The sequence below is a fragment of the Streptomyces sp. NPDC004667 genome (assembly GCF_040609475.1).
Lineage (GTDB): Bacteria > Actinomycetota > Actinomycetes > Streptomycetales > Streptomycetaceae > Streptomyces.
On sequence record NZ_JBEXKC010000017.1, the window covers coordinates 17,899 to 42,871 of the forward strand.

Genomic DNA, 24,973 nt, shown 5'->3' on the forward strand with positions numbered 1-24,973 from the left:
GGCCGCGCGTCAGCCCCCGTAGGCCCCGCTCGCCGTCAGCCGCAGGGCCGTGTCGATCAGCGGGACGTGGCTGAAGGCCTGCGGGAAGTTCCCGACCTGGCGCTGGAGCTTGGGGTCCCACTCCTCGGCGAGCAGTCCCAGGTCGTTGCGCAGGGCCAGCAGCTTCTCGAACAGGCGGCGGGCCTCGTCGACCCGGCCGATCATCGCCAGGTCGTCCGCCATCCAGAACGAGCAGGCGAGGAAGGCGCCCTCGTCCCCCTCCAGGCCGTCGACACCGGCCTCCTCACCGGCGGTCGGGTAGCGCAGGATGAAGCCGTCCGGGGTGGAGAGCTCGCGCTGGATCGCCTCGATCGTGCCGATGACCCGCTTGTCGTCCGGCGGCAGGAAGCCCATCTGCGGGATCAGCAGCAGCGAGGCGTCCAGCTCCCGCGAGCCGTAGGACTGGGTGAAGGTGTTGCGTTCCGGGTCGTAGCCCTTCTCGCAGACGTCAGCGTGGATCTCGTCGCGCAGATCGCGCCAGCGCTCCAGCGGTCCGTCCGCGTCCCCGCTCTCGATCAGCTTGATCGTGCGGTCCACCGCCACCCACGCCATCACCTTCGAGTGCACGAAGTGGCGGCGCGGGCCGCGCACCTCCCAGATGCCCTCGTCCGGCTCGTTCCAGTGGACCTCCAGGTAGCGGATCAGCTTCAGCTGGAGGACCGAGGCGTAGTCGTTGCGGGCCAGGCCGGTCATGTGGCCCAGGTGCAGGGCCTCGGTGACCTCGCCGTACACGTCCAGCTGCAGCTGGTGCGCGGCGCCGTTGCCGACGCGTACGGGGGCCGAGTTCTCGTACCCGGGCAGCCAGTCCAGCTCGGTCTCGCCCAGCTCCCGCTCGCCCGCGATCCCGTACATGATCTGCAGGTTCTCCGGGTCGCCGGCCACCGCGCGCAGCAGCCAGTCCCGCCAGGCCGAGGCCTCCCCGCGGTAGCCGGTGCGCAGCAGCGAGGACAGGGTGATCGCCGCGTCGCGCAGCCAGGTGTAGCGGTAGTCCCAGTTGCGGCTGCCGCCGATCTCCTCCGGGAGGGAGGTGGTCGGCGCGGCGACGATCCCGCCCGTGGGGGCGTACGTCAGCGCCTTGAGGGTGATCAGGGAGCGGATCACGGCCTCCCGGTAGGGGCCGTGGTACGTGCAGTGGTAGACCCACTCCCGCCAGAAGTCGCTGGTGGCCTCCAGGGCCGCCTCGGCGTCGGGCGTCTCCGGGGCCCCCTTGTGGGAGGGCTGCCAGCTGATGGCGAAGGCCACCCGGTCGCCGGGGCCGACGGTGAAGTCGGAGTACGTCGTCAGGTTCTTGCCGTACGTCTCCGTACCGGAGTCCAGCCACACGGAATCGGGTCCGGCGACGGCCACGGTGCGCCCGTCGACCTTGTGCACCCAGGGCACGACCCGGCCGTAGCTGAAGCGCATCCGCAGGGCCGAACGCATCGGGACGCGTCCGCTGACCCCCTCCACGATGCGGATCAGCTGCGGCGCGTGGTCCTCGCGGGGCGGCATGAAGTCGATGACGCGGACGGTCCCCCGGGGGGTGTCCCACTCCGACTCCAGCACCAGCGAGTCACCCCGGTAGCGGCGGCGGTGGGCCCGCGGGGGCTCCGTGCCCGGCGCGAAGGCCGGGCCGATGCGCCAGAACCCGTGTTCCTCGGTGCCCAGAAGGCTCGCGAAGACGGCATGGGAGTCGAAGCGTGGCAGGCACAGCCAGTCCACCGCCCCGTCCCGGCAGACCAGCGCCGCGGTCTGCATGTCCCCGATCAGTGCGTAATCCTCGATGCGCCCGGACACGTTGCTCTCCAGTCGAACGGCCACGTCCGCCCCGTAGGGCGCTTGCAATGCGCTGTTGCGCGGTCTCCTGTGCGCAGGGATCCCCGCGTTGAGCCCTAGATTGCCGGAAGTGGCGCGGTTACGCCGTTTGCCGGGCTGCTCGGCGGCGATGTGCAGCGGTATCCGAGCAGGGTATGACGGCACCCTAGTGATCTCCTGAAGTCTTGGGACAATGTGACTCGGCTGAACGGGTGAGCTGGGGTAATGCGCAGGTCAGGGCGGTCGTGAGGCGGTAATGGGGGCACCGTGGGCGGTGCTCGCGCCGCGCGCCCGGAGGCAGACCCGTCGAGGCGCTGATAGGCTGGTACCCCGTGGACCGGTGGTCTGCCTGTGCGAATCAGGAGCCCCGAAACCGCAGCTTCGGCGCCCCCTGAGACCCTCCCGGGATCTCCGCGGAACGGCGTCGGACGCACCTCACCTCGCGACCACGGGAGCCCCCTCTTGGCGATGCCGCCCAAATCCATGACGACCAAGCACATCTTCGTCACCGGGGGTGTCGCTTCGTCCCTCGGCAAGGGGCTGACGGCCTCCAGCCTGGGTGCGCTGCTGAAGGCGCGCGGCCTGCGGGTCACGATGCAGAAGCTCGACCCGTACCTGAACGTCGACCCCGGCACGATGAACCCGTTCCAGCACGGCGAGGTGTTCGTCACCAACGACGGCGCCGAGACCGACCTGGACATCGGCCACTACGAGCGCTTCCTCGACGTCGACCTCGACGGTTCGGCCAACGTCACCACCGGCCAGGTCTACTCGCAGGTCATCGCCAAGGAGCGGCGCGGCGAGTACCTCGGTGACACCGTGCAGGTCATCCCGCACATCACCAACGAGATCAAGCACCGCATCCGCCGCATGGCGACCGCGGACGTCGACGTGGTCATCACCGAGGTCGGCGGAACCGTCGGCGACATCGAGTCGCTGCCGTTCCTGGAGACCGTCCGCCAGGTCCGCCACGAGGTCGGCCGCGACAACGTCTTCGTCGTGCACATCTCGCTGCTGCCCTACATCGGCCCGTCCGGCGAGCTGAAGACCAAGCCCACCCAGCACTCGGTCGCGGCCCTGCGCAACATCGGCATCCAGCCCGACGCCATCGTGCTGCGCGCCGACCGCGAGGTCCCGATCTCGATCAAGCGCAAGATCTCGCTGATGTGCGACGTCGACGAGGCGGCCGTGGTCGCCGCGATCGACGCCAAGTCGATCTACGACATCCCCAAGGTGCTGCACACCGAGGGCCTGGACGCGTACGTCGTGCGCAAGCTCGACCTGCCGTTCCGCGACGTCAACTGGACGGTGTGGGAGGACCTGCTGGACCGGGTCCACAACCCCGACCACGAGGTCAAGGTCGCGCTCGTCGGCAAGTACATCGACCTGCCCGACGCCTACCTGTCGGTGACCGAGGCGCTGCGCGCCGGCGGTTTCGCCAACCGGGCCCGCGTCCAGATCAAGTGGGTCGCCTCCGACGACTGCAAGACCCCGGCCGGCGCGGCGGCGGTCCTCGGCGACGTGGACGCGATCTGCGTCCCCGGCGGCTTCGGCGACCGCGGTGTCAACGGCAAGGTCGGCGCGATCACCTACGCCCGCGAGAACAGGATCCCGCTGCTCGGCCTGTGCCTGGGCCTGCAGTGCGTGGTCATCGAGGCCGCGCGCAACCTGGCGGGCATCGAGGAGGCTAACTCCACCGAGTTCGACGCCTCCACCCCGCACCCGGTCATCTCGACCATGGAGGAGCAGCTGGCCTTCGTCGAGGGCGCGGGCGACCTGGGCGGCACCATGCGTCTGGGCATGTACACGGCCAAGCTGGCCGAGGGCTCCATTGTGCGCGAGGTCTACGGCGACGCGTACGTCGACGAGCGCCACCGCCACCGCTACGAGGTCAACAACGCCTACCGCGGCGAGCTGGAGAAGAAGGCCGGCCTGGTCTTCTCCGGCACCTCCCCGGACAACAAGCTCGTCGAGTACGTCGAGTACCCGCGCGAGGTCCACCCCTACCTGGTGGCCACCCAGGCCCACCCGGAGCTCCGCTCCCGCCCGACCCGGCCGCACCCGCTCTTCGCGGGCCTGGTCAAGGCCGCCGTGGAGCGCCAGCAGTCGGGCAAGTGACCCGAGCGCCCGAGCGCATAACGTAGACGGCCGGGGTACGGAGATCCGTACCCCGGCTTTCGCGCGTCGTGGGAGGACATTCGGCATGGGCATCGCCATCAAGGACACGTCGGAGACCTGGGAGACACTGTCCACCCGGCGGCCGTTCCAGGGGGCCAAGACGGCGGTGGACTCCGACGAGGTCCGCATGCCCGACGGATCGGTCGCGCGCCGCGACTACCAGGTGCACCCCGGCTCGGTGTGCGTGCTGGCGCTGGACGAGGAGGGCCGGGCGCTGGTCATCCGCCAGTACCGCCACCCGGTGCGCCACCGCCTGTGGGAACTGCCCGCGGGCCTGCTGGACGTCCCCGGCGAGAACCCGCTGCACGCGGCGCAGCGGGAGCTGTACGAGGAGGCGCACGTCAAGGCGGAGGACTGGCGGGTGCTGACCGACTTCTTCGCCTCGCCCGGCGGCTCCGACGAGGCGATCCGGATCTTCGTGGCCCGGGGGGTCGCGGAGGCGGAGGGGGAGCGGTACGAGGAGTCCTCCTCGGAGGAGGCCGACATGGAGGTCGCCTGGGTGCCGCTCGCGGACCTGGTCCGGGGGATCCTGGCGGGCGAGCTCGGCAATCCGGGACTGGTGACGGGGGTCCTCGCGGCCTCCGCCGCCCTGGCCGGCGAGGGCGGCCTGGACGCCCTGCGCCCGGCCCTGTCCCCGTGGCCGGCCCGCCCTTATACGGCGTAGCCGGCGCCTCCCCGCGCCGACCGCGCGGCCGCCGTCCCGCCCCCGTACGGGCCGACCCGCGCCGGGATCCGGCCGCCACAAAGGGGCAGGTCGGAAAATAGGCCCATCCGCTGATCCGATCGGGCGATCTGTCAGCCGCGCTCCCCACGGGTCGTCGCTCTGCGTGAACTACGCTCGCAACCCGAAGGCAGGGAGAGGAGCGGATCCGTGGCGGATTTCGTCGGGCGGCGGCGTGAGCTCAAGGAGCTGCGCGAGGACATCGCACGGACCGGGCTCGACACCCTCTCGGGCCGCAAGGCCAAGGCGCCCCGCGCGCGGGTGCTGCTCGTCGCGGGGCGGCCCGGGTCCGGGAGGACGGCCCTCGCCGAGGCGTTCGTGCGCGAGGTCGCCCCCCAGTACCCCGACGGTCTGCTCCGGGTGCGGCTCACCACCCCCGGCGGGGAGACCGTCGCCACCGAGCGGGCGGTGCGGACCCTGCTGGAGGGGCTCGGACACGCCACCCCGCCCGGGGCCTGCGAGGACGATCTGAGCGCGGTCCTGCGGGCGGCGCTCGCCGGGCGGCGGGTGATCCTGCTCGTCGACGACGCCGCCGACCCGCACCAGGTCGACGCCCTGCTCCCGGACACCCCCGAGTGCCTGGTGGTCGTCACCGCCGAAGGGCCGCTCACGGGGATCCCGGACGTCCGCCCCTGCACCCTGGGCGGCCTGGAGACCCCCTCCGCGGTCGAACTGCTCTCCCGGCTCATCGGGGACACCCGCATCACCGTCGACCCGCGCGCCGCCGAGGGCCTCGCCGAGGAGTGCGGCGGGCAGCCCGCCGCGCTGGCCCTCGCCGGGGGCTGGCTCGCCGCGCACCCCAAGGCCGCCGTCGCCGACGTGGCCAAGCAGCTCCACGACATGCCCGCCGGCGCCGCCGGCCCGCTGGCCCGTTCCTTCCGGCTGGTCTACGAGTCCCTTCCGCAGCCCGCCCAGCGCACCCTGCGGCTGCTGCCGCTCGCGCCGGCCGGGATCCTCGACTCGCACACCGCCTCGGCCCTCGCCGGCTGCTCGGTGGCCGCGGCGCAGTCCACCCTGGAGGACTTCGCCGGGCTGGGCCTCGTACGGCACGCACCCGACGGCCTGTTCCTGCTGCCCGGCTGCCTCGCACCGCTGATCCAGGCCCTGCTGGAGGCCAAGGAGCGCCCCGCCGAGGTGCAGCTGGCCCGGGCCCGGATGCTGGAGCGGACCGTACGGCTGCTGACCTCCTGCCGGGCCACCGCCGAGGAGGACGAGGACCTGCTGCACGAGCGCCCCGACGGGCTGCCGCGCGCCCTGCGCTTCCCCGACCGGCGCTCCGCGGCCACCTGGCTGGACACCCGGCTGCCCGCGCTGACCGCCGCCGCCCACCTGGCGGTGGCCGACGGCGGACTGGACACGCTGGCCCGCAGGCTGGTCGCCGCGCTGGTGCGGGCGCTGGCCGAGCACCGCGGTACGGGGGCCGCCGCCCCCGAGCTCTACGGCCTGCACCGGCTGGTCCTGGACGTGGCCGAGCGGCGCGGCCTGCACCGGGAGCGGGCCGCCGCGCTGCTGAACCTGGCCGATCTGGACGCGGAGACCGGGCGCACCGAGGAGGCCCTGGAGCGGTACCGGTCCGCGCTGGACGCGGGAAAGGCCGCGGCCGACCCGTACGCGACGGGCCGCGCGATGGAATCCGTAGGCGGCGCGTACATGGAGCTGGCGGACTGGCCGCGGGCCTCCGACTGGTTCGGCCGGGCCCTGTCCCACGCCCTCGCGCGCGGGGAGCGCGCGGACGAGGCCAGGCTGTACGGGCGGCTCGGCAACGTGCACACCTACGCCGGCCGCTACGGGGAGGCGCTGCGCAGCTGGCGGGCGGCCGCCGCGGGGTACCGCAGGCTGGCCGATGTCCCGGGCCAGGCAAAGGCGTTGAGCGAGATGGCGCGGGTCCAGGAGTACGCCGGACGGCCCTCGGAATCGCTGCACACCTGCCGCGACGCGATCGAGCTCGCGCGCCGGGCCGGGGACCTGCGACTTCAGGCCGCGCTCCAGGTACGGCTGGCCGACACGCTGGACCGGCTGGGCGACCCGGCGGCCGCGAGGCTGCACCGGTCCGCGGCCGACAGATTGCTGGGAGATGACCCCGCAGCCTGCGAAATCCGTAGTGCTTCCGACTGAGATTATTGGTTTGCAAGGCTAGACAGCGACTCATCCTTCATTAGACTGGGTTCACCGCGGCTTCCCGTGGTGCATCCCGTTGCGCGTTCTTGTGGGCGGGTATGTATGGAAGTGACCCGTAAAATCCCCTGAGCCAAGGACCGTGATCGACGATGAAGGTCGGCATCCCCCGCGAGGTCAAGAACAACGAGTTCCGGGTCGCCATCACGCCCGCCGGCGTGCATGAGCTGGTCCGCAACGGCCACCAGGTCTTCATCGAGCAGAACGCCGGTGTGGGTTCCTCGATCACGGACGCCGAGTACGTCTCGGCCGGCGCCGAGATCCTCGGTACCGCCGACGAGGTCTGGGCGACCGCTGACCTGCTGCTGAAGGTCAAGGAGCCCATCGCGGAGGAGTACCACCGCCTCCGCAAGGACCAGACGCTCTTCACCTACCTGCACCTCGCGGCCTCCCGCGAGTGCACGGACGCCCTGCTGGAGTCCGGCACCACCGCCATCGCGTACGAGACGGTCGAGACGGCGAACCGCGCCCTCCCGCTGCTCGCCCCGATGTCCGAGGTCGCGGGCCGCCTGGCCCCGCAGGTCGGCGCCTACCACCTGATGCGCTCGGCCGGCGGCCGCGGCGTCCTCCCCGGCGGCGTCCCCGGCACCCACGCCGGCGAGTGCGTGGTCATCGGCGGCGGCGTCTCCGGCTGGAACGCCGCGCAGATCGCCATCGGCATGGGCTTCCACGTGACCCTGCTGGACCGCGACATCAACAAGCTCCGCGAGGCCGACAAGATCTTCGGCACGAAGATCAAGACGATCGTCTCCAACGCCTACGAGCTGGAGAAGGCCGTCGTCGAGGCCGACCTCGTCATCGGCGCGGTGCTGATCCCGGGTGCGAAGGCCCCGAAGCTGGTCACCAACGAGCTCGTCGCCAAGATGAAGCCCGGAAGTGTCCTTGTCGACATTGCGATCGACCAGGGCGGCTGCTTCGAGGACTCCCGCGCGACCACCCACGCCGAGCCGACCTTCCAGGTCCACAACTCGGTCTTCTACTGCGTCGCCAACATGCCGGGCGCGGTCCCGAACACCTCCACCTACGCGCTGACGAACGCGACCCTGCCCTACATCGTGCAGCTCGCGAACCTCGGCTGGGTCGAGGCGCTGCGTCGTGACCCGGCGCTCGCGCTGGGCCTCAACACCCATGACGGCCAGGTCGTTTACGGTCCGGTCGCCGAGGCCCACGGCCTGCAGACCCTTGAGCTGAGCACGCTGCTCGGCTGAATCGTCAACGACTGACGTCAATCTCACGTCTCCGGCCGGACCTTGCTCGCAAGGTCCGGCCGGAGGCGTTTGCGGGGCCCCCGGAGACCCGGCTCAACTCGCCTCGAACGTAACCCTTTAACCCTTTCGCACACCCGCGAAACTTCGCAGCGACAGCTCGCACGCCCTTGACAGAGTGGTGTTCGGTTGCCGACACATCGTGCCGGGTCCGGTGGATTGTGTTGCCGCTGGGCGGTGACACGCCATAGAGTCGCCAACCGTCGGCATGGTGCAACGCTGACCTATCGATAAGTGTCCTGGTCACGTCCGAGGAGGTAAGACGACTTGTGAATGAGTCGACATTTGCTCCTGGGGGTGGTCGAGCAACCGTGCCCGAGCGGGGCCAGGGTCCTGCCGGGCTCGAAGCTGTCGGCTCCGTCGCAGTCCGCACCTTCGCAAACCACCAGCACATGACGACGCCCCAAAAGAGCATGGACGGCCTAGACGTGAACTCCAGGGCCGGCGACCTGAGCGGCGCAAAGCCCACTGGTTTCGCCGACTACGACAACGTGCCCGAAGGGCACTTCTACGACCCCGACGCGGAGTACGAACCGGACCCCGAGTACGCGGCCACCCTCGCCCCCGACGCTGCCCGCCAGCGCCGTGAGCGGATCGGCCCGACCGGACGCCCGCTGCCGTACTTCCCGATCCCGGGTCCGCTGACCGATCACGGTCCCGCGAAGATCATCGCGATGTGCAACCAGAAGGGCGGCGTGGGAAAGACCACGTCGACCATCAACCTGGGTGCCGCGCTCGCCGAGTACGGGCGCCGCGTGCTGCTCGTCGACTTCGACCCGCAGGGCGCGCTGTCCGTGGGTCTCGGCGTGAACCCGATGGAACTCGACCTGACGGTCTACAACCTGCTCATGGAGCGGGGCATGTCGGCCGACGAGGTGCTGCTCAAGACGGCGGTCCCCAACATGGACCTGCTGCCGAGCAACATCGACCTGTCCGCCGCCGAAGTCCAGTTGGTCAGCGAGGTCGCGCGCGAGTCGACGCTCCAGCGGGCGCTCAAGCCCCTGATGGCCGACTACGACTACATCGTGATCGACTGTCAGCCCTCGCTCGGCCTGCTGACCGTGAACGCCCTGACGGCGGCTCACAAGGTCATCGTGCCGCTGGAATGCGAGTTCTTCGCCCTCCGCGGTGTCGCGCTGCTGACCGAGACGATCGAGAAGGTGCAGGAGCGGCTCAACCCGGAGCTGGAGCTCGACGGCATCCTCGCCACGATGTACGACTCCCGTACGGTGCACAGCCGCGAGGTGCTCGCGCGCGTCGTCGAGGCCTTCGACGACCACGTCTACCACACGGTCATCGGCCGCACGGTGCGCTTCCCGGAGACCACGGTCGCCGGTGAGCCGATCACCACGTACGCCTCCAACTCCGTCGGCGCCGCCGCCTACCGCCAGCTGGCCAGGGAGGTGCTCGCCCGGTGTCCCGCCGAGTGAGTCTGCCCGGAGCGGACGAACTGTTCCGTACGACCGGGGGGATGGCCCTCCAGTCGTCCTCGCCGCGGCGGGGCGCCGAGGAGGCGTCCGCGGCCGGAGGGACGGAGCACGCGGCACCGGCGGACGGCACGACGAGGACGACGGGCGACGGACGCGGCGGCCGGGAGGCCGGCGATCCGGCGGTGGGCGCGCAGCGCAGGCCGCAGGAAGGTTCTGCCACCGCGGCCGGGGCGTCCTCGCCCCGGCCCGGCAAGGGGCAGGGCCGGGGGGCGAACCGGCGGCCCAGCGGGCGCGAACGGCACGACGAGAAGATCACGGTCTACGTCTCCGCCGAGGAGCTCATGGACCTGGAGCACGCCCGGCTGGTGCTGCGCGGGGAGCACGGGCTCGCCGTCGACCGGGGGCGCATCGTGCGCGAGGCGGTGGCGGTGGTCCTCGCGGACCTGGAGTCCCGCGGCGACGCGAGCATCCTGGTCCGCCGCCTGCGCGGCCGCTGACCGCCCGCGGCGCTGCCGGTACCGCCCGGCCGCCCGGTGTTCCCGACCCGGGATTCCGGGTGGCCCGGCTGACAGCGGCCGTCCGGCCGCTCCGCCCCGACGGTGTCCCGTCCCGTCGGCCGGCCCGGGGCCGGACGCCCTCCGGGGCGGTCGGCGATCCACCCCGCACTCCGGCGGCCCCCCTCGGGACAGGCACCTCCGCGAACCTCCGGGGCGCGGGCGCGCCCGCAGATCCGCCCCCGACGGGCGTGTCCCGTAGATCCGCCCCGGACGGGCGTGTCCCGTAGATCCGCCCCGGACGGGCGTGTCCCGTAGATCCGCCCCGGACGGGCGTGTCCCGTACATCCGCCCCGGACGGGCGTGTCCCGTACATCCGCCCCGGACGGCGTGTCCCGTACATCCGCTCTGACGGGCGTTTCCCGTACATCCGCCCCGGACGGCGTGTCCCGTACATCCGCTCTGACGGGCGTGACCCGCACATCCGCCCCGGACGGGCGTGACCCGTACATCCGCCCCGGACGGGCGTGACCCGTACATCCGCCCCGGACGGGCGTGACCCGTACATCCGCCCCGACGGGCGTGACCTGTACACCCGCCCGTGCCCGGCGTGACCCGGGATCCGTCCGCTCGGACCCGGCCTAACCGTGGATCCGCCCGGACAGGGCCTAGGCTGCTCGTGGCCGTCCGGCCGTCCTCCGTACCACCCTGGACCGCGATGCCCCCCAACCACCCCGCCGCCCGCCCCGCCCGCCGGAGCCTGGGGCGCGGCCCAGGAGCGGCCGAGGAGCCGGCGCCGGCGGAAACCGCCGAGACGCCCGCTGAGGGCCCCGGGTGGACCGGGGGCGACCCGGGGGCCGGAAGGGCCCCGGGGGCCGCTGACGGGCCCGCCACGCTCCCGGAGGGGCCCGGGCGGGACGTGCCGGACGCCGCCAAGGCCGCCACCGCGGGCGGCGACGGGCGGTTCACGCTGCGGCTCGCGAACTTCGAGGGCCCCTTCGACCTGCTGCTCCAGCTGATCTCCCGGCACAAGCTGGACGTCACCGAGGTCGCGCTGTCGAAGGTCACCGACGAGTTCATGGCGCACCTGCGCGCCATGGGCCCCGAAGGCGACCTCGACCAGACGACCGAGTTCCTCGTGGTCGCGGCCACCCTGCTCGACCTCAAGGCCGCCCGCCTGCTGCCCGCCGCCGAGGTGGAGGACGAGGCCGACCTCGCCCTGCTGGAGGCGCGGGACCTGCTCTTCGCCCGGCTGCTCCAGTACCGGGCGTACAAGCAGATCGCCGCGATCTTCGAGACCCGCGCCGAGGACGAGGGCAGGCGCTACCCCCGCACCGTGGGGCTGGAGCCGCACCACGCCGAGCTGCTGCCCGACGTGGTCATCGCCATCGGGGCCGAGGGCTTCGCCCGCCTCGCGGTGCGCGCCATGCGGCCGAAGGCGAAGCCGGAGGTCTACGTCGACCACATCCACGCCCCCCTCGTCAGCGTGCGGGAACAGGCGGGGCTCGTCGTCCGCCTGCTCAAGGCGCGCGGCGAGGCCACTTTCCAGGAGCTGACCGAGGACGCCCCGGACACCCTGACGGTCGTCGCCCGCTTCCTGGCCCTCCTGGAGCTCTACCGGGAGAAGGCCGTGGTCCTCGACCAGGAGGACGCCCTGCTCACGCTCACGGTCCGGTGGAGCGGCGGGGACGGCGACGGGATGCCGAGGGTGACCGACGAGTTCGACCAGGTCGTGGAGGTACGCGAATGACGACGACGCAGGAGCTGGACCTGAGGGGGGCCCTGGAGGCCGTACTGATGGTGGTCGACGAGCCCGCGACGGTGGCGCACCTGGCCAAGGTGCTGGAACGCGCCCCGCGCGAGGTCGCCTCGGCCCTCGCGGCACTGGCCGACGAGTACACGGCCCAGCGGCGCGGGTTCGAGCTGCGCGAGGTCGCCGGGGGCTGGCGCTTCTACACCCGGCCCGCCTACGCCGCCGCCGTCGAGGCCTTCGTGCTGGACGGCCAGCAGGCCCGTCTCACCCAGGCGGCCCTGGAGACCCTGGCGGTCGTCGCGTACCGCCAGCCGGTCAGCCGCTCGCGGGTCTCGGCGGTCCGCGGGGTCAACTGCGACGGGGTCATGAGGACCCTCCTGCAGCGGGGTCTGGTGGCCGAGGCGGGCACGGAACCCGAAACAGGTGCGATCCTGTACAGGACGACGAACTACTTTCTGGAGCGGATGGGCCTGCGCGGCCTGGACGAGCTCCCGGAGCTCGCGCCCTTCCTCCCCGAGGCGGACGCGATCGAAGCAGAGACGCAAGAGGGTGTTCCGTCGTTCGATCCGGACGCACCGGATACCGATGAAGACGACAAGACGACGGAACTTTGATGCGAAGCAGCGGCAACGGCAACGGCGGCGGCAACAGGAACACCGGCGGCGGTGGTGGCGGACGCGGTAACTCCCGCGGCGGCTCCTCCTCCGGCGGCGGTGGCTACCGCGGCGGCTCCTCCTCCGGCGGCAACTCCCGCGGCGGCTCCTCCTCCGGTGGGGGTGGCTACCGCGGTGGCTCGTCCTCCGGCGGTGGCGGCTACCGCGGCGGCTCCTCCTCCGGCGGGTCCCAGGGTGGCGGCTACGACCGCGACCGCGACCAGGCGCCCCAGCGCCCCCGCAACCCCCGCCCCGAGGAGCGCCGCTACGACGTCGGCCCCGAGGGCGAGCGCAGCGGCCGCAGCGGCCCCCGCGCCGGTGGCGGCGGCGCCCGCGGCGCGGCGGCGCGCGGCGGTGCCAAGGGCGGCCCCAGGACCTCCAAGACCCCCGGCATCGGCGGCGCCGGCGGCCCGCGCAGCGGTCCCGGCAGCCGCAGCGGCCAGTCCCGTCCCCGCGAGCTGGACGCGCGGATCGAGGAGCGCGTGCGCGACCGGTACGCCGACAAGCCCGTGATCAAGACCCCGAAGACCTTCCCGGGTGCCGAGGAGGAGGGCGAGCGCCTGCAGAAGGTGCTCGCCCGGGCAGGCATGGGCTCGCGCCGCGCGTGCGAGGAGCTCATCGAGCAGGCCCGCGTCGAGGTCAACGGCGAGATCGTGCTGGAGCAGGGCAAGCGCGTCCAGCCGAAGGACGAGATCAAGGTGGACGGCCTGACGGTCGCCACCCAGTCGTACCTGTTCTTCGCGCTGAACAAGCCGGCCGGCGTCGTCTCCACCATGGAGGACCCGGACGGCCGCCAGTGCCTGGGCGACTACGTCACCAACCGCGAGACCCGGCTCTTCCACGTCGGCCGCCTCGACACCGAGACCGAGGGCATCATCCTGCTCACCAACCACGGTGAGCTGGCCCACCGCCTCACGCACCCGAAGTACGGCGTGCAGAAGACCTACGTCGCCGCGATCACCGGCTCCCTGCCGCGCGACATCGGCAAGCGGCTCAAGGACGGCATCGAGCTGGAGGACGGCTACGCGCGGGCCGACAACTTCCGCGTCGTCGACCAGGTCGGCAAGAACTACCTGGTCGAGGTGACCCTCCACGAGGGCCGCAAGCACATCGTCCGCCGCATGCTGGCCGAGGCCGGCTTCCCGGTCGACAAGCTCGTCCGGACCGCCTTCGGCCCGATCGAGCTCGGCGACCAGAAGTCCGGCTGGCTGCGCCGCCTGACCAACACCGAGGTCGGCATGCTGATGCGCGAGGTCGGTCTGTAGGACCCCCGTCCGTAGGACCCCCGCAGTACACCGGAAGCCCGTGGCGCCCCAGGCGCCGCGGGCTTCCGTCTTGTCCGGGACCCCCGATCCTGTTTATAGTCAGAGTGACTATTAAAGGAAGTGGGGCAACAGCCATGGGGTGGAGTACCAGCTGGACCGAGGTGCTCGGCTTCGTCACCGGAGCCGTGTGCGTCGTCCTCGTGGCCCGGCAGCACATCGCCAACTGGCCGGTCGGCATCGCCAACAACGTCTTCTTCATCGTGCTCTTCGCGCAGTCCGGCCTCTACGCCGACGCCGGGCTGCAGGTCGTCTTCATCGCCCTCGCCGCGTACGGCTGGTGGTCCTGGACCCACGGGGGTGGACCAGGAACCGCCGGAGCCCTGCCGGTGCGCCGCACCACGGCCGCCGAATGGGCCTGGCTGCTCGCGGCGGGGGCGGTGGGGGTCGCCGGGCTGACCCTGCTGCTGGGCGGGGTCAGCGACTCCACCGTCCCCTTCGCCGACGCCCTCACCACCGGGCTCTCGCTCATGGCCACCTACGGGCAGTGCCGCAAGCTCCTGGAGTCCTGGTGGCTGTGGATCGCCGCCGACCTCGTCTACATCCCGCTCTACGCCTACAAGGGCCTGTACCTGACCTCGGTCCTGTACGTCGGCTTCCTCGCCCTGTGCGTGGCCGGCCTGGTCGGCTGGCGGCGCACCCTCCCGGCGACCGGCGCCCGTACGGCAGTGGGGGCGGCGGCGTGAGCGGCGGCAAGCGCTACCGGCACGGGCTGGTGCTGGGCAAGTTCTACCCGCCCCACGCCGGACACCACCACCTGGTGCGCACCGCCCAGGACCAGTGCGAGCGGCTCACCGTGCTGGTGTGCGCCGCCTCCGTGGAGTCGGTGCCGCTCGCCGACCGGGTGGCCTGGATGCGCGAGGCGCACCCCGGCGCCGAGGTGGTCGGCGCAGTGGACGACGTCCCCGTGGACCTGCACGACCCGGCCGTCTGGGAGGCGCACATGGCGATCTTCCGCGGCGCGGTGGGCCGGCGCGTGGACGCCGTCTTCACCTCCGAGGCCTACGGGACCGAGCTCGCGCGGCGGTTCGGCGCCGAGGAGGTCTGCGTGGACCCGGCGCGCACCCTGTTCCCGGTGTCGGGGACGGCCGTGCGCGCGGACCCGGCCGGATGCTGGGAGTTCCTGGGACCGGCCGTACGGGCCGCCCTGACCCGCAGGGTCGTGGTCCTCGGCGCCGAGTCCACCGGGACCACCACCCTCTCCCGCGAACTGGCCGCGCACTACCGGCGGCGCGGCGGGGTGTGGGCGAAGACCGGCTGGGTCGCCGAGTACGGGCGCGAGTACAGCGAGGAGAAGCTCGCCGCCGCCCGCGCGGCGGACCCGGCCGCCTCCTGGACCGACGTGGCCTTCGCCTCGGAGGAGTTCCCGGTGATCGCCCGCCGCCAGGACGCGGCGGAGGAACGGGCGGCCCGGCTGGGCTCGCCGGTGCTGTTCTGCGACACCGACTCCTTCGCGACCGGCATCTGGCACGAGCGGTACACGGGCGGGCGCAGCCGGGAGGTCGAGAAGATCGCCGAGCTGACCCGGCGCGACCTGTACCTGCTGACGGACGACGCCGGAGTGCCCTTCGAGGACGACGGGCTTCGGGACGGACCGCAACTGAGACCGTGGATGACCGGCCGGTTCCGCCGGGAACTCGCGCGCACCGGAAGGCGTTTCCTGGTCGTGAGCGGGGACCGGCGCACCCGGCTGGAGACGGCCGTGGCGGCGGTCGACGCCCTGCTGGAGGAAGGCTGGCAGTTCGCGGCCCCCCTCCCGGAGCGGCGATGAGCGCGGGCGGGGCGGGCGCGGCGGGCCGCGGGAGCGGCGGTGCCGGTGATCCGGGTCCGGCGGCCGCGGGTGACACCGGCAAGCCGGGGCCGGACGGGCCCGCGCCCTACGACCCGTACGCCTTCGAGCCGTTCGCGGTGACCGTCGACCTCGCCGTCCTCACCGTGCGCGGCGGTGTCCTGCACGTCCTGCTGATCCGGCGCGGGCAGGAACCGTACGCGGGCGCCTGGGCCCTGCCCGGCGGCTTCGTCCTGCCGCGCGAGTCCGCCGAGACCGCGGCCCGCCGCGAACTCGCCGAGGAGACGGGCCTGGCCCCCTCCCTGGTCGCCTCCCTCCACCTGGAACAGCTGCGCACCTACAGCGAACCCGACCGGGACCCCCGCATGCGGGTCGTCTCGGTGGCCTTCACCGCGCTGGTCCCCGACATGCCGGAACCGGCCGCGGAGGGCGGCGGGGACGCCGACCGGGCGAGCTGGGTCCCCGTCGGGGAGGTGACGGAGCCGGCCTTCGACCACGCGCGGATCCTGGCGGACGCGCGGGAGCGGGTGGGCTCCAAGCTGGAGTACACCTGCCTGGCCACCGCCTTCTGCCCGCCCGAGTTCACCCTCGGGGAGCTCCGGGCCGTGTACGAGACCGTCTGGGGCACCGCCCTGGACCGCCCCAACTTCCGCCGCAAGGTCCTCGCCACGCCCGGCTTCGTCGAGGCCGTCCCCGGAGCCGCCCGCCTGACCGGAGGCCGCGGCAAACCCGCCGCCCTGTACCGGGCGGGACCGGCGACCGCCCTCCACCCGCCCCTGCTCCGCCCCACGGAAGGCCCCGCCCGATGACCAGCCCGACGCCGCCGCGCCCCATAGCGGGCAAGCGCCCCGCCACCGGAGCCCTGATCGGCCTCGCCCTCGGCGACGCCCTCGGCTTCCCGACCGAGTTCAACGACGTGCCGTCCATCCTGGCCAAGACCGGGCCGTGGCGGGAGATGGCCCTGCCCCGCCCCGCCCTCGTCACCGACGACACCCAGATGACCCTGGCGCTGGCACGGGGCATGCGCACCGCCGCCGAACGCGGCCCGGTCGGTCCGCTGAGGCTCGCCCGGCCGGTCCGCGAGGAGTTCGTCGACTGGTACCACTCCCCGGAGAACAACCGGGCCCCCGGCCGCACCTGCATGGTGGCCTGCAGCCTCCTCGACCACCCCGGGCGGGACTGGCGCGACGCCAGCCAGACCGGCTCCAAGGGCTGCGGCGCGAACATGCGCGTGGTGCCGGTCGGGCTGGTCCCCGGCTGGACGGAGGAGGAACGCGCGGGCGCCGCGCAGCTCCAGTCCGCCCTCACCCACGGCCACCCCACCGCCCTCGCCGCCTCCGACCTGACCGCGCGGGCCGTGTACCTCCTCGCGCGGGGCACCGAGGTGACCGGCCTGGTCGGACGGCTGCGCTCGTACGCCCTGGAGAACCGCACCCGCTACCACGAGCGCTGGCTCGGCGACCTCTGGATGCGCACCGCCTGCGACGCCTCGCCGGAGTCCTTCATGGCCCGCGGCTGGGACGACTGCCTGGCCGTCCTGGACCGCCTCGCGGCGGCCCTGCGCACCCCCTCCCCGGAAACGGACCCCTGCCTGGCCACCGGCGAGGGCTGGATCGCCGAGGAGGCCCTGGCCACCGCCCTGCACTGCTTCCTCCTCTTCCCCGACGAACCCCTCCTCGCGCTGCGCCGGGCCGCCTGCACGGCGGGCGACTCCGACTCGATCGCCTGCCTGGCCGGCGCCTTCGCGGGCGCCCACCTCGGCGCGGACGTCTGGCCCCGGGACTGGGAGGGCCGCATCGAGTACCGCGCCGAACTCCTGTCCTTCGGCACCCTCTGGGACGCGTGACCCGTGCTCGACGCGTTCGCGGTCCGGTGCCGGGAGTCGTCGGCGGGGTGACCGGGCGGTGCCCGGGCGGCGGTACCGCACGGACATCGGCCGTGGTGGGCGCGGATACGATGAGGCGGTGGAGACGCGGGAGTTGCGGTACTTCGTCGCCGTCGCGGAGGAGCTGCACTTCGGGCGGGCGGCGCAGCGGCTCGCCATGGCGCAACCCCCGCTGTCCCGGGCGATCCAGCAGCTCGAACGGCGGCTCGGAGTGGTCCTGCTGCACCGCACGGCTCGCGCCGTCGCCCTGACCGAGGCCGGGTCGGTGCTGCTGCGGGAGGCCCGGGCCGCACTCGACGCGGTCGAAGCCGCCGAGCGCCGCACCCGCCGCGCGGCCGCGGAACGGCCCGGTGTGGTGCTGGCCACCAAAGCCGGTGCCTCCAGCGAACTGGTGTCGAAGCTGCTGGACGCCTACGCCGCCGAGCCCGGCGCGGTCGCCGTCGAGGTGATGCTGTGCGGGCCCGGCGAGCAGGAACGGCTGCTGCGCGACGGGCGTGCCGACGTCGCCCTGCTCCACCGGCCCTTCGACACGACGGCCGGACTCGACACCGAGGACCTGCACACCGAACAGCAGGTCGTGGTCCTGCCCGCGGGGCACCCCTCGGCCGGCCGGCCCCGTATGTCGATGGCCGAGGTCACCACCCTGACGGACCTGCCCCTGCCGCGCTGGCCCCGACGGGACGGGGGCTATCCGGACGGCCCCGGCCCGCAGGTGCGCGACCACACCCAGCTGTTCCAGCTGATCGCGCTCGGACGGGCCTGCGCGCTCGTGCCCGAGTCCCTCCGGGCCCACCTGCGCGACGACCACGCGACGGTGCCGGTGCCGGACGCACCGGCCGTCACGACCGTCATCGCCTGGCCACCGCACAGCAGGTCCCGAGCCGTCGCCGACCTCGTCCGCACCGCGACACGCCTCCAGGCCCTGTCGTGATCGCTGCGGGGGCGGGCCTCAGCCGGAGTACCGGGCGGCCGAGGCGCGGCGGGTGCGGTGGAGGTAGTCCGCCACGCGGGGGAGGTCCGGTTCCGCGGGGAGCGCGGTCGTGGTGAGGGCCGTGTCGGTCTCCTGCACGAGGCGGGCCATCCAGGCGTCGACCTCCTCCCAGGTCCGCTCGCCGCGCTTGACCGCGAGGAGGCCCTCGCGGTCCGGGCCCGCCCCGATCGTCAGGCGGCCGGTGCGCAGCAGGTCGCGGCAGGAGATCAGCAGGCGCAGCAGGTGCATGGCGTGCTTCCAGCGCGGGGCGCCGTGCGTACGGACGTCCGCGAGGAGCCTGCCGTGCTGGGAGGCGGCGTAGCGGCCGAAGCTGGTGTGGGCCCGGCGGGAGAGGAAGGCCCCGCGCAGGGAGAGGAGTTCCTCGCCGGCCGGGGTGAGCCGTTCGACCAGGGGGGAGTGCAGGCACTCCAGGATGTTCGGGTTGGCGCGCAGGGCCAGTTCGCAGAAGCGTTCCAGCTCCCAGGAGAACTCCTCTTCCCGGGGCCCCTCCACGTGCGTCGGCGGCTTCTCGAACCGCCAGAACAGCGGGGTGGGGGCGAGGAAGACACCGCGCCTGTCGGTGTCGCTCGCCTCCGTCGCCAACCCGAAGGCACGGGAGCCCATCACGCAGGCGTAGATCGTGTGGTCCCGTACCAGGGTGAGGTCGTCCATCCAGGGAGGTTAGGCGCCCCGGTCCGCGCTAGGCGAGCGAGATTACGCCGTCGGACGCCACGGTGATCTTCTTCTCCGGGAGCGGCAGGGTGGCCGGGCCCTTGACCACCGCACCGTCCGAGGCCTGGAACTCGCTGCCGTGGCACGGGCAGTGCATCAGGCCGTTCTCGGGCTTGTTCACGAGGCAGCCCTGGTGCGTGCACACCGCGGAGAAGCAGCGGAAGGACCCGGCCGTCGGCTGGGTCACCACCAGCTTCTGCTCCTTGAGCACGACGCCACCGCCGACCGGGATCTCCGAGGAGGACTTCATCAGGACCTTGCCCGCGGCGGAGCCGGAGGCCTCGCCGGGGGACTGCGCGGCGTTCGGCGCGCTGCCGGAGTCCTGGGCGGGCTTCTCCGCGCCGCCGCCACCGCCGCCGCAGGCGGCGAGCGTGCCGCCGGCGAGGGCGGCCGCGCCGGCCGCCAGTACCGTGCGGCGGGCGGCGGACGCGGTGTCGCTCATCGGATGGGTGTCGGTCATGGGGACTCCTCGATGGGGGGCCGGGATGGCGAGCAGCATCCTGGCGCGTGCCGGGCTCCGGGAGAAGCCCGCCACACCCTCCGGTTCCGCTTCACCCCGCCGACTGCCGGGGGCGAAGGTCCGCAGGGCCGTCCGGGACGCGTACCACCTCCCACACGCGTACCACGGCGTCCCGGTTCAACGGCCCGTACACGTGGGGGTAGCGGCCGTCGGAACCGGACTCCCGGCGGACCTCGGCGGTCAGGGCGGCCTCGTCGAGCTCCACGGCGAGCAGGGTGCCGGGCGTGTTCCGGTAGTGGGCCTCCACGATGGCCAGGACGGTCGGGCGGTCCGCCGAACAGTGCACGAACCCCTCCGAGGCCAGGGAGGGCGGGGCGTACGGGAGCTCGGGCGCTGCGCTCCAGTCGGCGAGCGGGACGATGTGGAAGATCATGCCGGTGGTTCTACCGCAGAGGGCGCCGAAGGGGTGTGCCAGGTGGCGACATGCCCTGATACGGGCGACATTGTCCGTGTCTCGAAGCCGGGCCCGACGCCTGCGTGCGGCCCGGCCCCTCTGCGAAAGGCGTGACGACGATGGCGGGTAATGACCTCGGCTCCCTGCTCGGCGGGCTCCTCGGTGGCGGCGGCCAAGGCGGCCAAGGCGGTCAAGGCGGCCAGGGGGGCGGCGCGGGCGACATCCTCGGCGCGCTGCTCGGGGCCCTCGGCGGCGGCCAGGCCGGTGGCGGCGGCGGGAACAATCCCCTCGGCGGGCTCATGGACATGCTCACCAAATCCGGGCTCGCCGACCAGGCGCAGTCCTGGCTCGGCACCGGCGACAACCAGCCGGTCAGCGGCCCGCAGATCGCCGAGGCCCTGCCGGACGACGCCCTGCGGAAGGCCGCCGAACAGGCCGGCGTCAGCCCCGAACAGGCCGCCGACCAGATCGCGCGGTCCCTCCCGCAGGCCGTCGACCAGCTGAGCCCCGGCGGGTCGCTCCCGTCCGGTTCGCTGGAGGACATCATCAGGGCCCAGAACCTGTAGCGGGCCCCGCCGGGACCCGGCGGCCGTCCCACGGGCAGGCCGCCGGGCCCCCGGCGCGCACCGGGTGGCTACCCTGAGTCAGGACCCGCCGTCACGCGATCACCCTGGAGCGCCCCGTGAGAACCGCCGTCGTCATCGGAACCGGACTGATCGGCACCTCCGCGGCGCTCGCCCTGACCGCCCGCGGCATCGCCGTCCACCTGGTCGACCACGACCCGGCGCAGGCCCGTACCGCGGCCGCCCTCGGCGCCGGCAGCGACGACGCCCCCGAGGGGCAGGTCGACCTCGCGATCGTCGCCGTCCCCCCGGCCCACGTCGCCGCGGCCCTGGCCGACGCGATCGGACGCGGGCTCGCCCGCGCCTACGTGGACGTGGCCAGCGTCAAGGGCGGGCCCCGCCGGGAGCTGGCCGCCCTCGGCGCCGACACCTCCGCGTACATCGGCACCCACCCCATGGCCGGCAAGGAACGCTCCGGGCCGCTGGCCGCCACCGCCGACCTCTTCGAGGGGCGCCCCTGGGTGCTCACGCCCACCCGCGACACCGACCACGAGGTGCTGAACCTGGCACTGGAACTGGTCGCGCTGTGCCGGGCCGTCCCCGTCGTGATGGACGCCGACGCGCACGACCGGGCGGTCGCCCTGGTCTCCCACACCCCGCAGCTCGTGTCGAGCATGGTCGCCGCGCGCCTGGAGGAGGCGGACGAGACCGCCGTGCGGCTGTGCGGACAGGGCATCCGCGACGTGACGCGGATCGCGGCCTCCGACCCCCGCATGTGGGTGGAGATCCTCTCGGCGAACCCGGGGCCGGTGGCCGACGTCCTGGCCGGGATCGCCGCCGACCTGGAGGAGACCGTCGAGGCGCTGCGCGGACTCCAGTCGGCCGACGAGGCCAAGCGCCGGGGCGGGGCCGAGGGCATCGAGGACGTCCTGCGGCGCGGGAACGCCGGCCGGGTCCGGGTCCCGGGCAAGCACGGTGCCGCCCCCACGGCCTACGAGACGGTCGGGGTGTTCATCAGCGACCAGCCCGGCGAGCTGGCGCGGATCTTCGCCGACGCCGGCCGGGCCGGGGTCAACATCGAGGACGTGCGGATCGAGCACGCCACCGGCCAGCAGGCCGGTCTGGTCCAGCTCATGGTCGAGCCCCGCGCCGTCGCCGGCCTGACCGCCGAGCTGCGCGAGCGGGGCTGGGCCCTGCGCCAGCAGTAGCCGGACCGCGCCCCCGGCACCCGCCGCCGGTCCCGGCCCCGGCACCCCGCCCCCGCACGGGGCGGGGACGCGGCGGAGTCAGGGGGCGCCGGGGGCCGGTAACCTGGGGGAGGGGCGCTCTTGGCGCGCCCGGACACGTACGCGCAACCAGGAAGGTGCCCGCACCGTGGAAACCGCCGCTCAGTCCGCCGTGATCGTCGCCATCGACGGTCCCTCCGGCACGGGCAAGTCCAGCACCTCCAAGGCCGTGGCCGCCAAGCTCGGGCTGCGCTACCTGGACACCGGCGCCCAGTACCGGGCCATCACCTGGTGGATGATCGCCAACGGCGTCGACACCGACGACCCGCAGGCCATCGCCGTCGCGGCGGGCAAGCCCGCCCTCGTGTCCGGTACGGATCCGGCCGCGCCCACCATCACCGTCGACGGCCTGGACGCCTCCGGCCCGATCCGCACCCAGGAGGTCACCTCCAAGGTCAGCGCCGTCAGCGCCGTCCCCGAGGTGCGCACCCTGATCACCGAGCTCCAGCGCTCCATCGCCGCCGAGGCGGCCCGGGAGGCCGAGGGCATCGTGGTCGAGGGCCGTGACATCGGCACCACCGTCCTGCCCGACGCCGACCTCAAGATCTTCCTGACGGCCTCCGCCGAGGCCCGCGCGGCCCGCCGCAGCGGTGAGCTGCGCGGCAAGGAGGCCACGGACCTCGCGGCCACCAAGGAAGCCCTGATCAAGCGCGACGCGGCCGACTCCGGCCGCAAGACCTCCCCGCTGGCCAAGGCCGGCGACGCCGTGGAGGTGGACACCACCGAGCTCACCCTCGACCAGGTCATCGAGTGCGTCGTGACCCTGGTCGAAGAGCGTCGGAGCGCGAGCGGCGGCACAGAGCGGCGGGCCAGGTGAGCGGTACGCCCTCCCTCAAGGGTGCGGCGGTCGGCAGGCGCATCGGCATCGGGCTCATGTACGGGCTGTGGAAGCCGCGCGTACTGGGCGCCTGGAAGGTGCCCGCCTCCGGCCCCGTCATCCTGGCCGTGAACCACGCCCACAACATAGACGGCCCCATGGTCATGGGCACCGCGCCCCGGCCCCTGCACTTCCTGATCAAGAAGGAGGCCTACGTCGGCCCCCTCGGCCCCTTCCTGCAGGGGATCGGGCAGGTGAAGGTGGACCGGACCGGCACGGACCGCACCGCCATCACCCACGCGCTCGGGGTGCTGGAGCGGGGCGGCGCCCTGGGGATCTTCCCCGAGGGCACCCGCGGCGAGGGCGACTTCGCCTCCCTGCGCGCCGGGCTCGCGTACTTCGCGGTCCGCAGCGGCGCCCCGATCGTGCCCGTCGCGGTCCTCGGCAGCACCGAGGCCCGGGGGCGGCTCGTCAAGGGCCTGCCGCCGCTGAAGAGCCGGGTGGACGTCGTCTTCGGCTCCGCCTTCGACGCCGGGGACGGCACCGGCCGGCGTACGCGCACCGCGCTGGACCAGGCCACCGAACGCATCCAGGGACGGCTGACCGCCCACCTGGCCGACGCCAAGCGCCTCACCGGCCGCTGAGCGAGACTTGACCTAGTAGTGGACCCGCGCTGCGCGGATGCCACCGATCACCACGAACGACGAGGAACGGACTTCATGAACGACCAGCACGACCACGGAGCACTTGGCGACGCCGAGTACGCGGAGTTCATGGAGCTCGCCGCGGAGGAAGGCTTCGACATCGAGGATGTCGAAGGCGCGATCGAGGCGGCCGGACACGGCCCGCTGCCCGTCCTCGCCGTCGTGGGCCGCCCGAACGTGGGCAAGTCGACCCTGGTGAACCGCATCATCGGCCGCCGCGAGGCCGTCGTGGAGGACAAGCCGGGCGTCACCCGCGACCGCGTGACCTACGAGGCCGAGTGGGCCGGGCGCCGCTTCAAGGTCGTCGACACCGGCGGCTGGGAGCAGGACGTCCTCGGCATCGACGCCTCCGTCGCCGCCCAGGCCGAGTACGCCATCGAGGCCGCCGACGCGGTCGTCTTCGTCGTCGACGCCAAGGTCGGCGCCACCGACACCGACGAGGCCGTCGTCAGGCTGCTGCGCCGGGCCGGCAAGCCCGTCGTGCTCTGCGCCAACAAGGTCGACGGCCAGAGCGGCGAGGCCGACGCGGCCTCCCTGTGGTCGCTGGGCCTCGGCCAGCCGCACCCGGTCTCCTCCCTCCACGGCCGCGGTACGGGCGACATGCTCGACGCCGTCCTGGAGGCCCTGCCGGAGGCCCCCGAGCAGACCTTCGGCGGCGCCGCCCTCGGCGGCCCCCGCCGCATCGCCCTGATCGGCCGCCCGAACGTCGGCAAGTCCTCGCTCCTGAACAAGGTCGCCCGCGAGGACCGCGTCGTCGTCAACGAGCTCGCCGGCACCACCCGCGACCCGGTCGACGAGCTGATCGAGCTCGGCGGCGTCACCTGGAAGTTCGTGGACACCGCGGGCATCCGCAAGAAGGTGCACCTGCAGCAGGGCGCCGACTACTACGCCTCCCTGCGCACGGCCGCCGCCGTCGAGAAGGCGGAGGTCGCGGTCATCCTGATCGACACGACCGAGCAGATCAGCGTCCAGGACCAGCGCATCATCACCATGGCCGTCGAGGCGGGCCGCGCGATCGTGATCGCGTACAACAAGTGGGACGAGCTCGACGAGGAGCGCCGCTACTACCTCGAACGCGAGATCGAGACCGAGATGCAGCAGGTCTCCTGGGCGCCCCGGGTCAACGTCTCCGCGCTGACCGGCCGCCACATGGAGAAGCTGGTCCCCGCGATCGAGACCGCCCTCGCGGGCTGGGAGACGCGCGTCCCCACCGGCCGGCTGAACGCCTTCCTCGGCGAGGTCGTCGCGGCGCACCCGCACCCGATCCGCGGCGGAAAGCAGCCCCGCATCCTGTTCGGTACCCAGGCGGGCAGCAAGCCGCCGCGGTTCGTCCTCTTCGCCTCCGGCTTCCTGGAGCACGGCTACCGGCGCTTCATCGAGCGCCGTCTGCGCGAGGAGTTCGGCTTCGAGGGCACCCCGATCCACATCTCGGTGCGGGTGCGCGAGAAGCGCGGCGCCCAGTACAAGAAGAAGAAGTAGCGGGTCGCCG

Annotated in this window: 23 protein-coding genes; 19 read left to right on the top strand and 4 right to left on the bottom strand. The window is 73.1% G+C overall.

Annotated features, from left to right (window positions below; translation table 11 throughout):
- Positions 1 to 9 precede the first annotated feature (9 nt).
- On the bottom strand, positions 10 to 1,839 hold the full coding sequence (locus ABZW32_RS12440; RefSeq protein ID WP_356214623.1) for a glycoside hydrolase family 15 protein: 1,830 nt from the start codon (positions 1,837 to 1,839) through the stop codon (positions 10 to 12).
- 462 nt (positions 1,840 to 2,301) lie between these two features.
- Here ABZW32_RS12440 and ABZW32_RS12445 point away from each other — a divergent pair, with 462 nt between their 5' ends.
- From ABZW32_RS12445 to ABZW32_RS12510, 14 genes are all read left to right on the top strand, one after another.
- Complete coding sequence (locus tag ABZW32_RS12445; protein WP_356214625.1) at positions 2,302 to 3,951, top strand: CTP synthase; 1,650 nt, start codon at positions 2,302 to 2,304, stop codon at positions 3,949 to 3,951.
- An 85-nt stretch (positions 3,952 to 4,036) separates the two neighbouring features.
- Complete coding sequence (locus ABZW32_RS12450; RefSeq protein WP_356214627.1) at positions 4,037 to 4,675, top strand: NUDIX hydrolase; 639 nt, start codon at positions 4,037 to 4,039, stop codon at positions 4,673 to 4,675.
- A 207-nt stretch (positions 4,676 to 4,882) separates the two neighbouring features.
- A complete protein-coding gene (locus ABZW32_RS12455; RefSeq protein ID WP_356214629.1) occupies positions 4,883 to 6,847 on the top strand; it encodes a tetratricopeptide repeat protein in 1,965 nt (654 codons plus the stop codon).
- A gap of 152 nt (positions 6,848 to 6,999) precedes the next feature.
- On the top strand, positions 7,000 to 8,115 hold the full coding sequence (ald, locus tag ABZW32_RS12460; RefSeq protein WP_356214631.1) for an alanine dehydrogenase: 1,116 nt from the start codon (positions 7,000 to 7,002) through the stop codon (positions 8,113 to 8,115).
- Positions 8,116 to 8,483: 368 nt separating this feature from the next.
- Positions 8,484 to 9,602: a ParA family protein gene (locus ABZW32_RS12465; RefSeq protein WP_266838295.1), complete on the top strand. Its 1,119-nt coding sequence runs from the start codon at positions 8,484 to 8,486 to the stop codon at positions 9,600 to 9,602.
- Entirely contained in the window at positions 9,587 to 10,099 is a 513-nt protein-coding gene (locus tag ABZW32_RS12470; RefSeq protein WP_356214633.1) for a hypothetical protein, read from the top strand. Before ABZW32_RS12465 ends, ABZW32_RS12470 begins: the two co-directional genes overlap by 16 nt.
- Before the next feature lie 715 nt (positions 10,100 to 10,814).
- Complete coding sequence (locus ABZW32_RS12475) at positions 10,815 to 11,846, top strand: segregation/condensation protein A (protein ID WP_356214635.1); 1,032 nt, start codon at positions 10,815 to 10,817, stop codon at positions 11,844 to 11,846.
- Entirely contained in the window at positions 11,843 to 12,463 is a 621-nt protein-coding gene (scpB, locus tag ABZW32_RS12480; protein WP_266838292.1) for an SMC-Scp complex subunit ScpB, read from the top strand. The genes ABZW32_RS12475 and scpB overlap by 4 nt, the downstream gene beginning before the upstream one ends.
- Positions 12,463 to 13,767 carry a pseudouridine synthase gene (locus ABZW32_RS12485; protein ID WP_356214637.1) on the top strand — a complete coding sequence of 435 codons (1,305 nt, stop codon included), beginning with the start codon at positions 12,463 to 12,465 and terminating at the stop codon, positions 13,765 to 13,767. Before scpB ends, ABZW32_RS12485 begins: the two co-directional genes overlap by 1 nt.
- A gap of 134 nt (positions 13,768 to 13,901) precedes the next feature.
- Positions 13,902 to 14,510 (top strand): nicotinamide riboside transporter PnuC, encoded by a 609-nt coding sequence (pnuC, locus tag ABZW32_RS12490; protein ID WP_356214639.1) that lies wholly within the window; start codon positions 13,902 to 13,904, stop codon positions 14,508 to 14,510.
- Positions 14,507 to 15,595 (top strand): AAA family ATPase, encoded by a 1,089-nt coding sequence (locus ABZW32_RS12495; protein WP_356214641.1) that lies wholly within the window; start codon positions 14,507 to 14,509, stop codon positions 15,593 to 15,595. The genes pnuC and ABZW32_RS12495 overlap by 4 nt, the downstream gene beginning before the upstream one ends.
- Positions 15,592 to 16,422, top strand: a complete 831-nt coding sequence (locus ABZW32_RS12500; RefSeq protein WP_356214643.1) for an NUDIX domain-containing protein — start codon at positions 15,592 to 15,594, stop codon at positions 16,420 to 16,422. The genes ABZW32_RS12495 and ABZW32_RS12500 overlap by 4 nt, the downstream gene beginning before the upstream one ends.
- Positions 16,419 to 17,459: an ADP-ribosylglycohydrolase family protein gene (locus tag ABZW32_RS12505; protein ID WP_356214645.1), complete on the top strand. Its 1,041-nt coding sequence runs from the start codon at positions 16,419 to 16,421 to the stop codon at positions 17,457 to 17,459. The genes ABZW32_RS12500 and ABZW32_RS12505 overlap by 4 nt, the downstream gene beginning before the upstream one ends.
- Positions 17,460 to 17,577: 118 nt before the next feature.
- Positions 17,578 to 18,429 carry a LysR family transcriptional regulator gene (locus ABZW32_RS12510; protein WP_356214647.1) on the top strand — a complete coding sequence of 284 codons (852 nt, stop codon included), beginning with the start codon at positions 17,578 to 17,580 and terminating at the stop codon, positions 18,427 to 18,429.
- An 18-nt stretch (positions 18,430 to 18,447) separates the two neighbouring features.
- On the opposite strand, the gene ABZW32_RS12515 is transcribed toward ABZW32_RS12510, so the two are convergent.
- The 3 genes from ABZW32_RS12515 to ABZW32_RS12525 form a co-directional block, all read right to left on the bottom strand.
- A complete protein-coding gene (locus ABZW32_RS12515) occupies positions 18,448 to 19,140 on the bottom strand; it encodes a nucleotidyltransferase domain-containing protein (RefSeq protein WP_356214649.1) in 693 nt (230 codons plus the stop codon).
- 28 nt (positions 19,141 to 19,168) lie between these two features.
- On the bottom strand, positions 19,169 to 19,660 hold the full coding sequence (locus tag ABZW32_RS12520; protein ID WP_356214651.1) for a Rieske (2Fe-2S) protein: 492 nt from the start codon (positions 19,658 to 19,660) through the stop codon (positions 19,169 to 19,171).
- Positions 19,661 to 19,751: 91 nt separating this feature from the next.
- Positions 19,752 to 20,093, bottom strand: coding sequence for a DUF952 domain-containing protein (locus ABZW32_RS12525; protein WP_356214653.1), 342 nt, complete (start codon positions 20,091 to 20,093; stop codon positions 19,752 to 19,754).
- 140 nt (positions 20,094 to 20,233) lie between these two features.
- On the opposite strand from ABZW32_RS12525, the gene ABZW32_RS12530 reads away from it, so the two are divergent.
- The 5 genes from ABZW32_RS12530 to der all read left to right on the top strand — a co-directional run bounded on the left by ABZW32_RS12530 (position 20,234) and on the right by der (position 24,963).
- A complete protein-coding gene (locus ABZW32_RS12530) occupies positions 20,234 to 20,680 on the top strand; it encodes a YidB family protein (RefSeq protein ID WP_356214655.1) in 447 nt (148 codons plus the stop codon).
- 116 nt (positions 20,681 to 20,796) lie between these two features.
- Entirely contained in the window at positions 20,797 to 21,885 is a 1,089-nt protein-coding gene (locus ABZW32_RS12535) for a prephenate dehydrogenase (RefSeq protein WP_266838283.1), read from the top strand.
- A gap of 166 nt (positions 21,886 to 22,051) precedes the next feature.
- Complete coding sequence (gene cmk, locus ABZW32_RS12540) at positions 22,052 to 22,780, top strand: (d)CMP kinase (RefSeq protein WP_356214657.1); 729 nt, start codon at positions 22,052 to 22,054, stop codon at positions 22,778 to 22,780.
- Positions 22,781 to 22,836: 56 nt separating this feature from the next.
- Positions 22,837 to 23,424 carry a lysophospholipid acyltransferase family protein gene (locus tag ABZW32_RS12545; protein WP_356214776.1) on the top strand — a complete coding sequence of 196 codons (588 nt, stop codon included), beginning with the start codon at positions 22,837 to 22,839 and terminating at the stop codon, positions 23,422 to 23,424.
- A gap of 75 nt (positions 23,425 to 23,499) precedes the next feature.
- On the top strand, positions 23,500 to 24,963 hold the full coding sequence (der, locus tag ABZW32_RS12550; RefSeq protein WP_356214659.1) for a ribosome biogenesis GTPase Der: 1,464 nt from the start codon (positions 23,500 to 23,502) through the stop codon (positions 24,961 to 24,963).
- Positions 24,964 to 24,973 lie beyond the last annotated feature (10 nt).

What these genes read in the sequence shown, in the direction of transcription:
- ABZW32_RS12545 (WP_356214776.1), top strand. Translation starts at nt 22,837, where the DNA reads ATGTACGGGCTGTGGAAGCCGCGCGTACTGGGCGCCTGGAAGGTGCCC.
- ABZW32_RS12515 (WP_356214649.1), bottom strand. Translation starts at nt 19,140, where the DNA reads ATGGACGACCTCACCCTGGTACGGGACCACACGATCTACGCCTGCGTG.
- pnuC (WP_356214639.1), top strand. Translation starts at nt 13,902, where the DNA reads ATGGGGTGGAGTACCAGCTGGACCGAGGTGCTCGGCTTCGTCACCGGA.
- ABZW32_RS12520 (WP_356214651.1), bottom strand. Translation starts at nt 19,660, where the DNA reads ATGACCGACACCCATCCGATGAGCGACACCGCGTCCGCCGCCCGCCGC.
- ABZW32_RS12525 (WP_356214653.1), bottom strand. Translation starts at nt 20,093, where the DNA reads ATGATCTTCCACATCGTCCCGCTCGCCGACTGGAGCGCAGCGCCCGAG.
- ABZW32_RS12485 (WP_356214637.1), top strand. Translation starts at nt 12,463, where the DNA reads ATGCGAAGCAGCGGCAACGGCAACGGCGGCGGCAACAGGAACACCGGC.
- ABZW32_RS12500 (WP_356214643.1), top strand. Translation starts at nt 15,592, where the DNA reads ATGAGCGCGGGCGGGGCGGGCGCGGCGGGCCGCGGGAGCGGCGGTGCC.
- der (WP_356214659.1), top strand. Translation starts at nt 23,500, where the DNA reads ATGAACGACCAGCACGACCACGGAGCACTTGGCGACGCCGAGTACGCG.
- ABZW32_RS12505 (WP_356214645.1), top strand. Translation starts at nt 16,419, where the DNA reads ATGACCAGCCCGACGCCGCCGCGCCCCATAGCGGGCAAGCGCCCCGCC.
- ABZW32_RS12475 (WP_356214635.1), top strand. Translation starts at nt 10,815, where the DNA reads ATGCCCCCCAACCACCCCGCCGCCCGCCCCGCCCGCCGGAGCCTGGGG.
- ald (WP_356214631.1), top strand. Translation starts at nt 7,000, where the DNA reads ATGAAGGTCGGCATCCCCCGCGAGGTCAAGAACAACGAGTTCCGGGTC.
- ABZW32_RS12445 (WP_356214625.1), top strand. Translation starts at nt 2,302, where the DNA reads ATGCCGCCCAAATCCATGACGACCAAGCACATCTTCGTCACCGGGGGT.
- ABZW32_RS12530 (WP_356214655.1), top strand. Translation starts at nt 20,234, where the DNA reads ATGGCGGGTAATGACCTCGGCTCCCTGCTCGGCGGGCTCCTCGGTGGC.
- scpB (WP_266838292.1), top strand. Translation starts at nt 11,843, where the DNA reads ATGACGACGACGCAGGAGCTGGACCTGAGGGGGGCCCTGGAGGCCGTA.
- ABZW32_RS12450 (WP_356214627.1), top strand. Translation starts at nt 4,037, where the DNA reads ATGGGCATCGCCATCAAGGACACGTCGGAGACCTGGGAGACACTGTCC.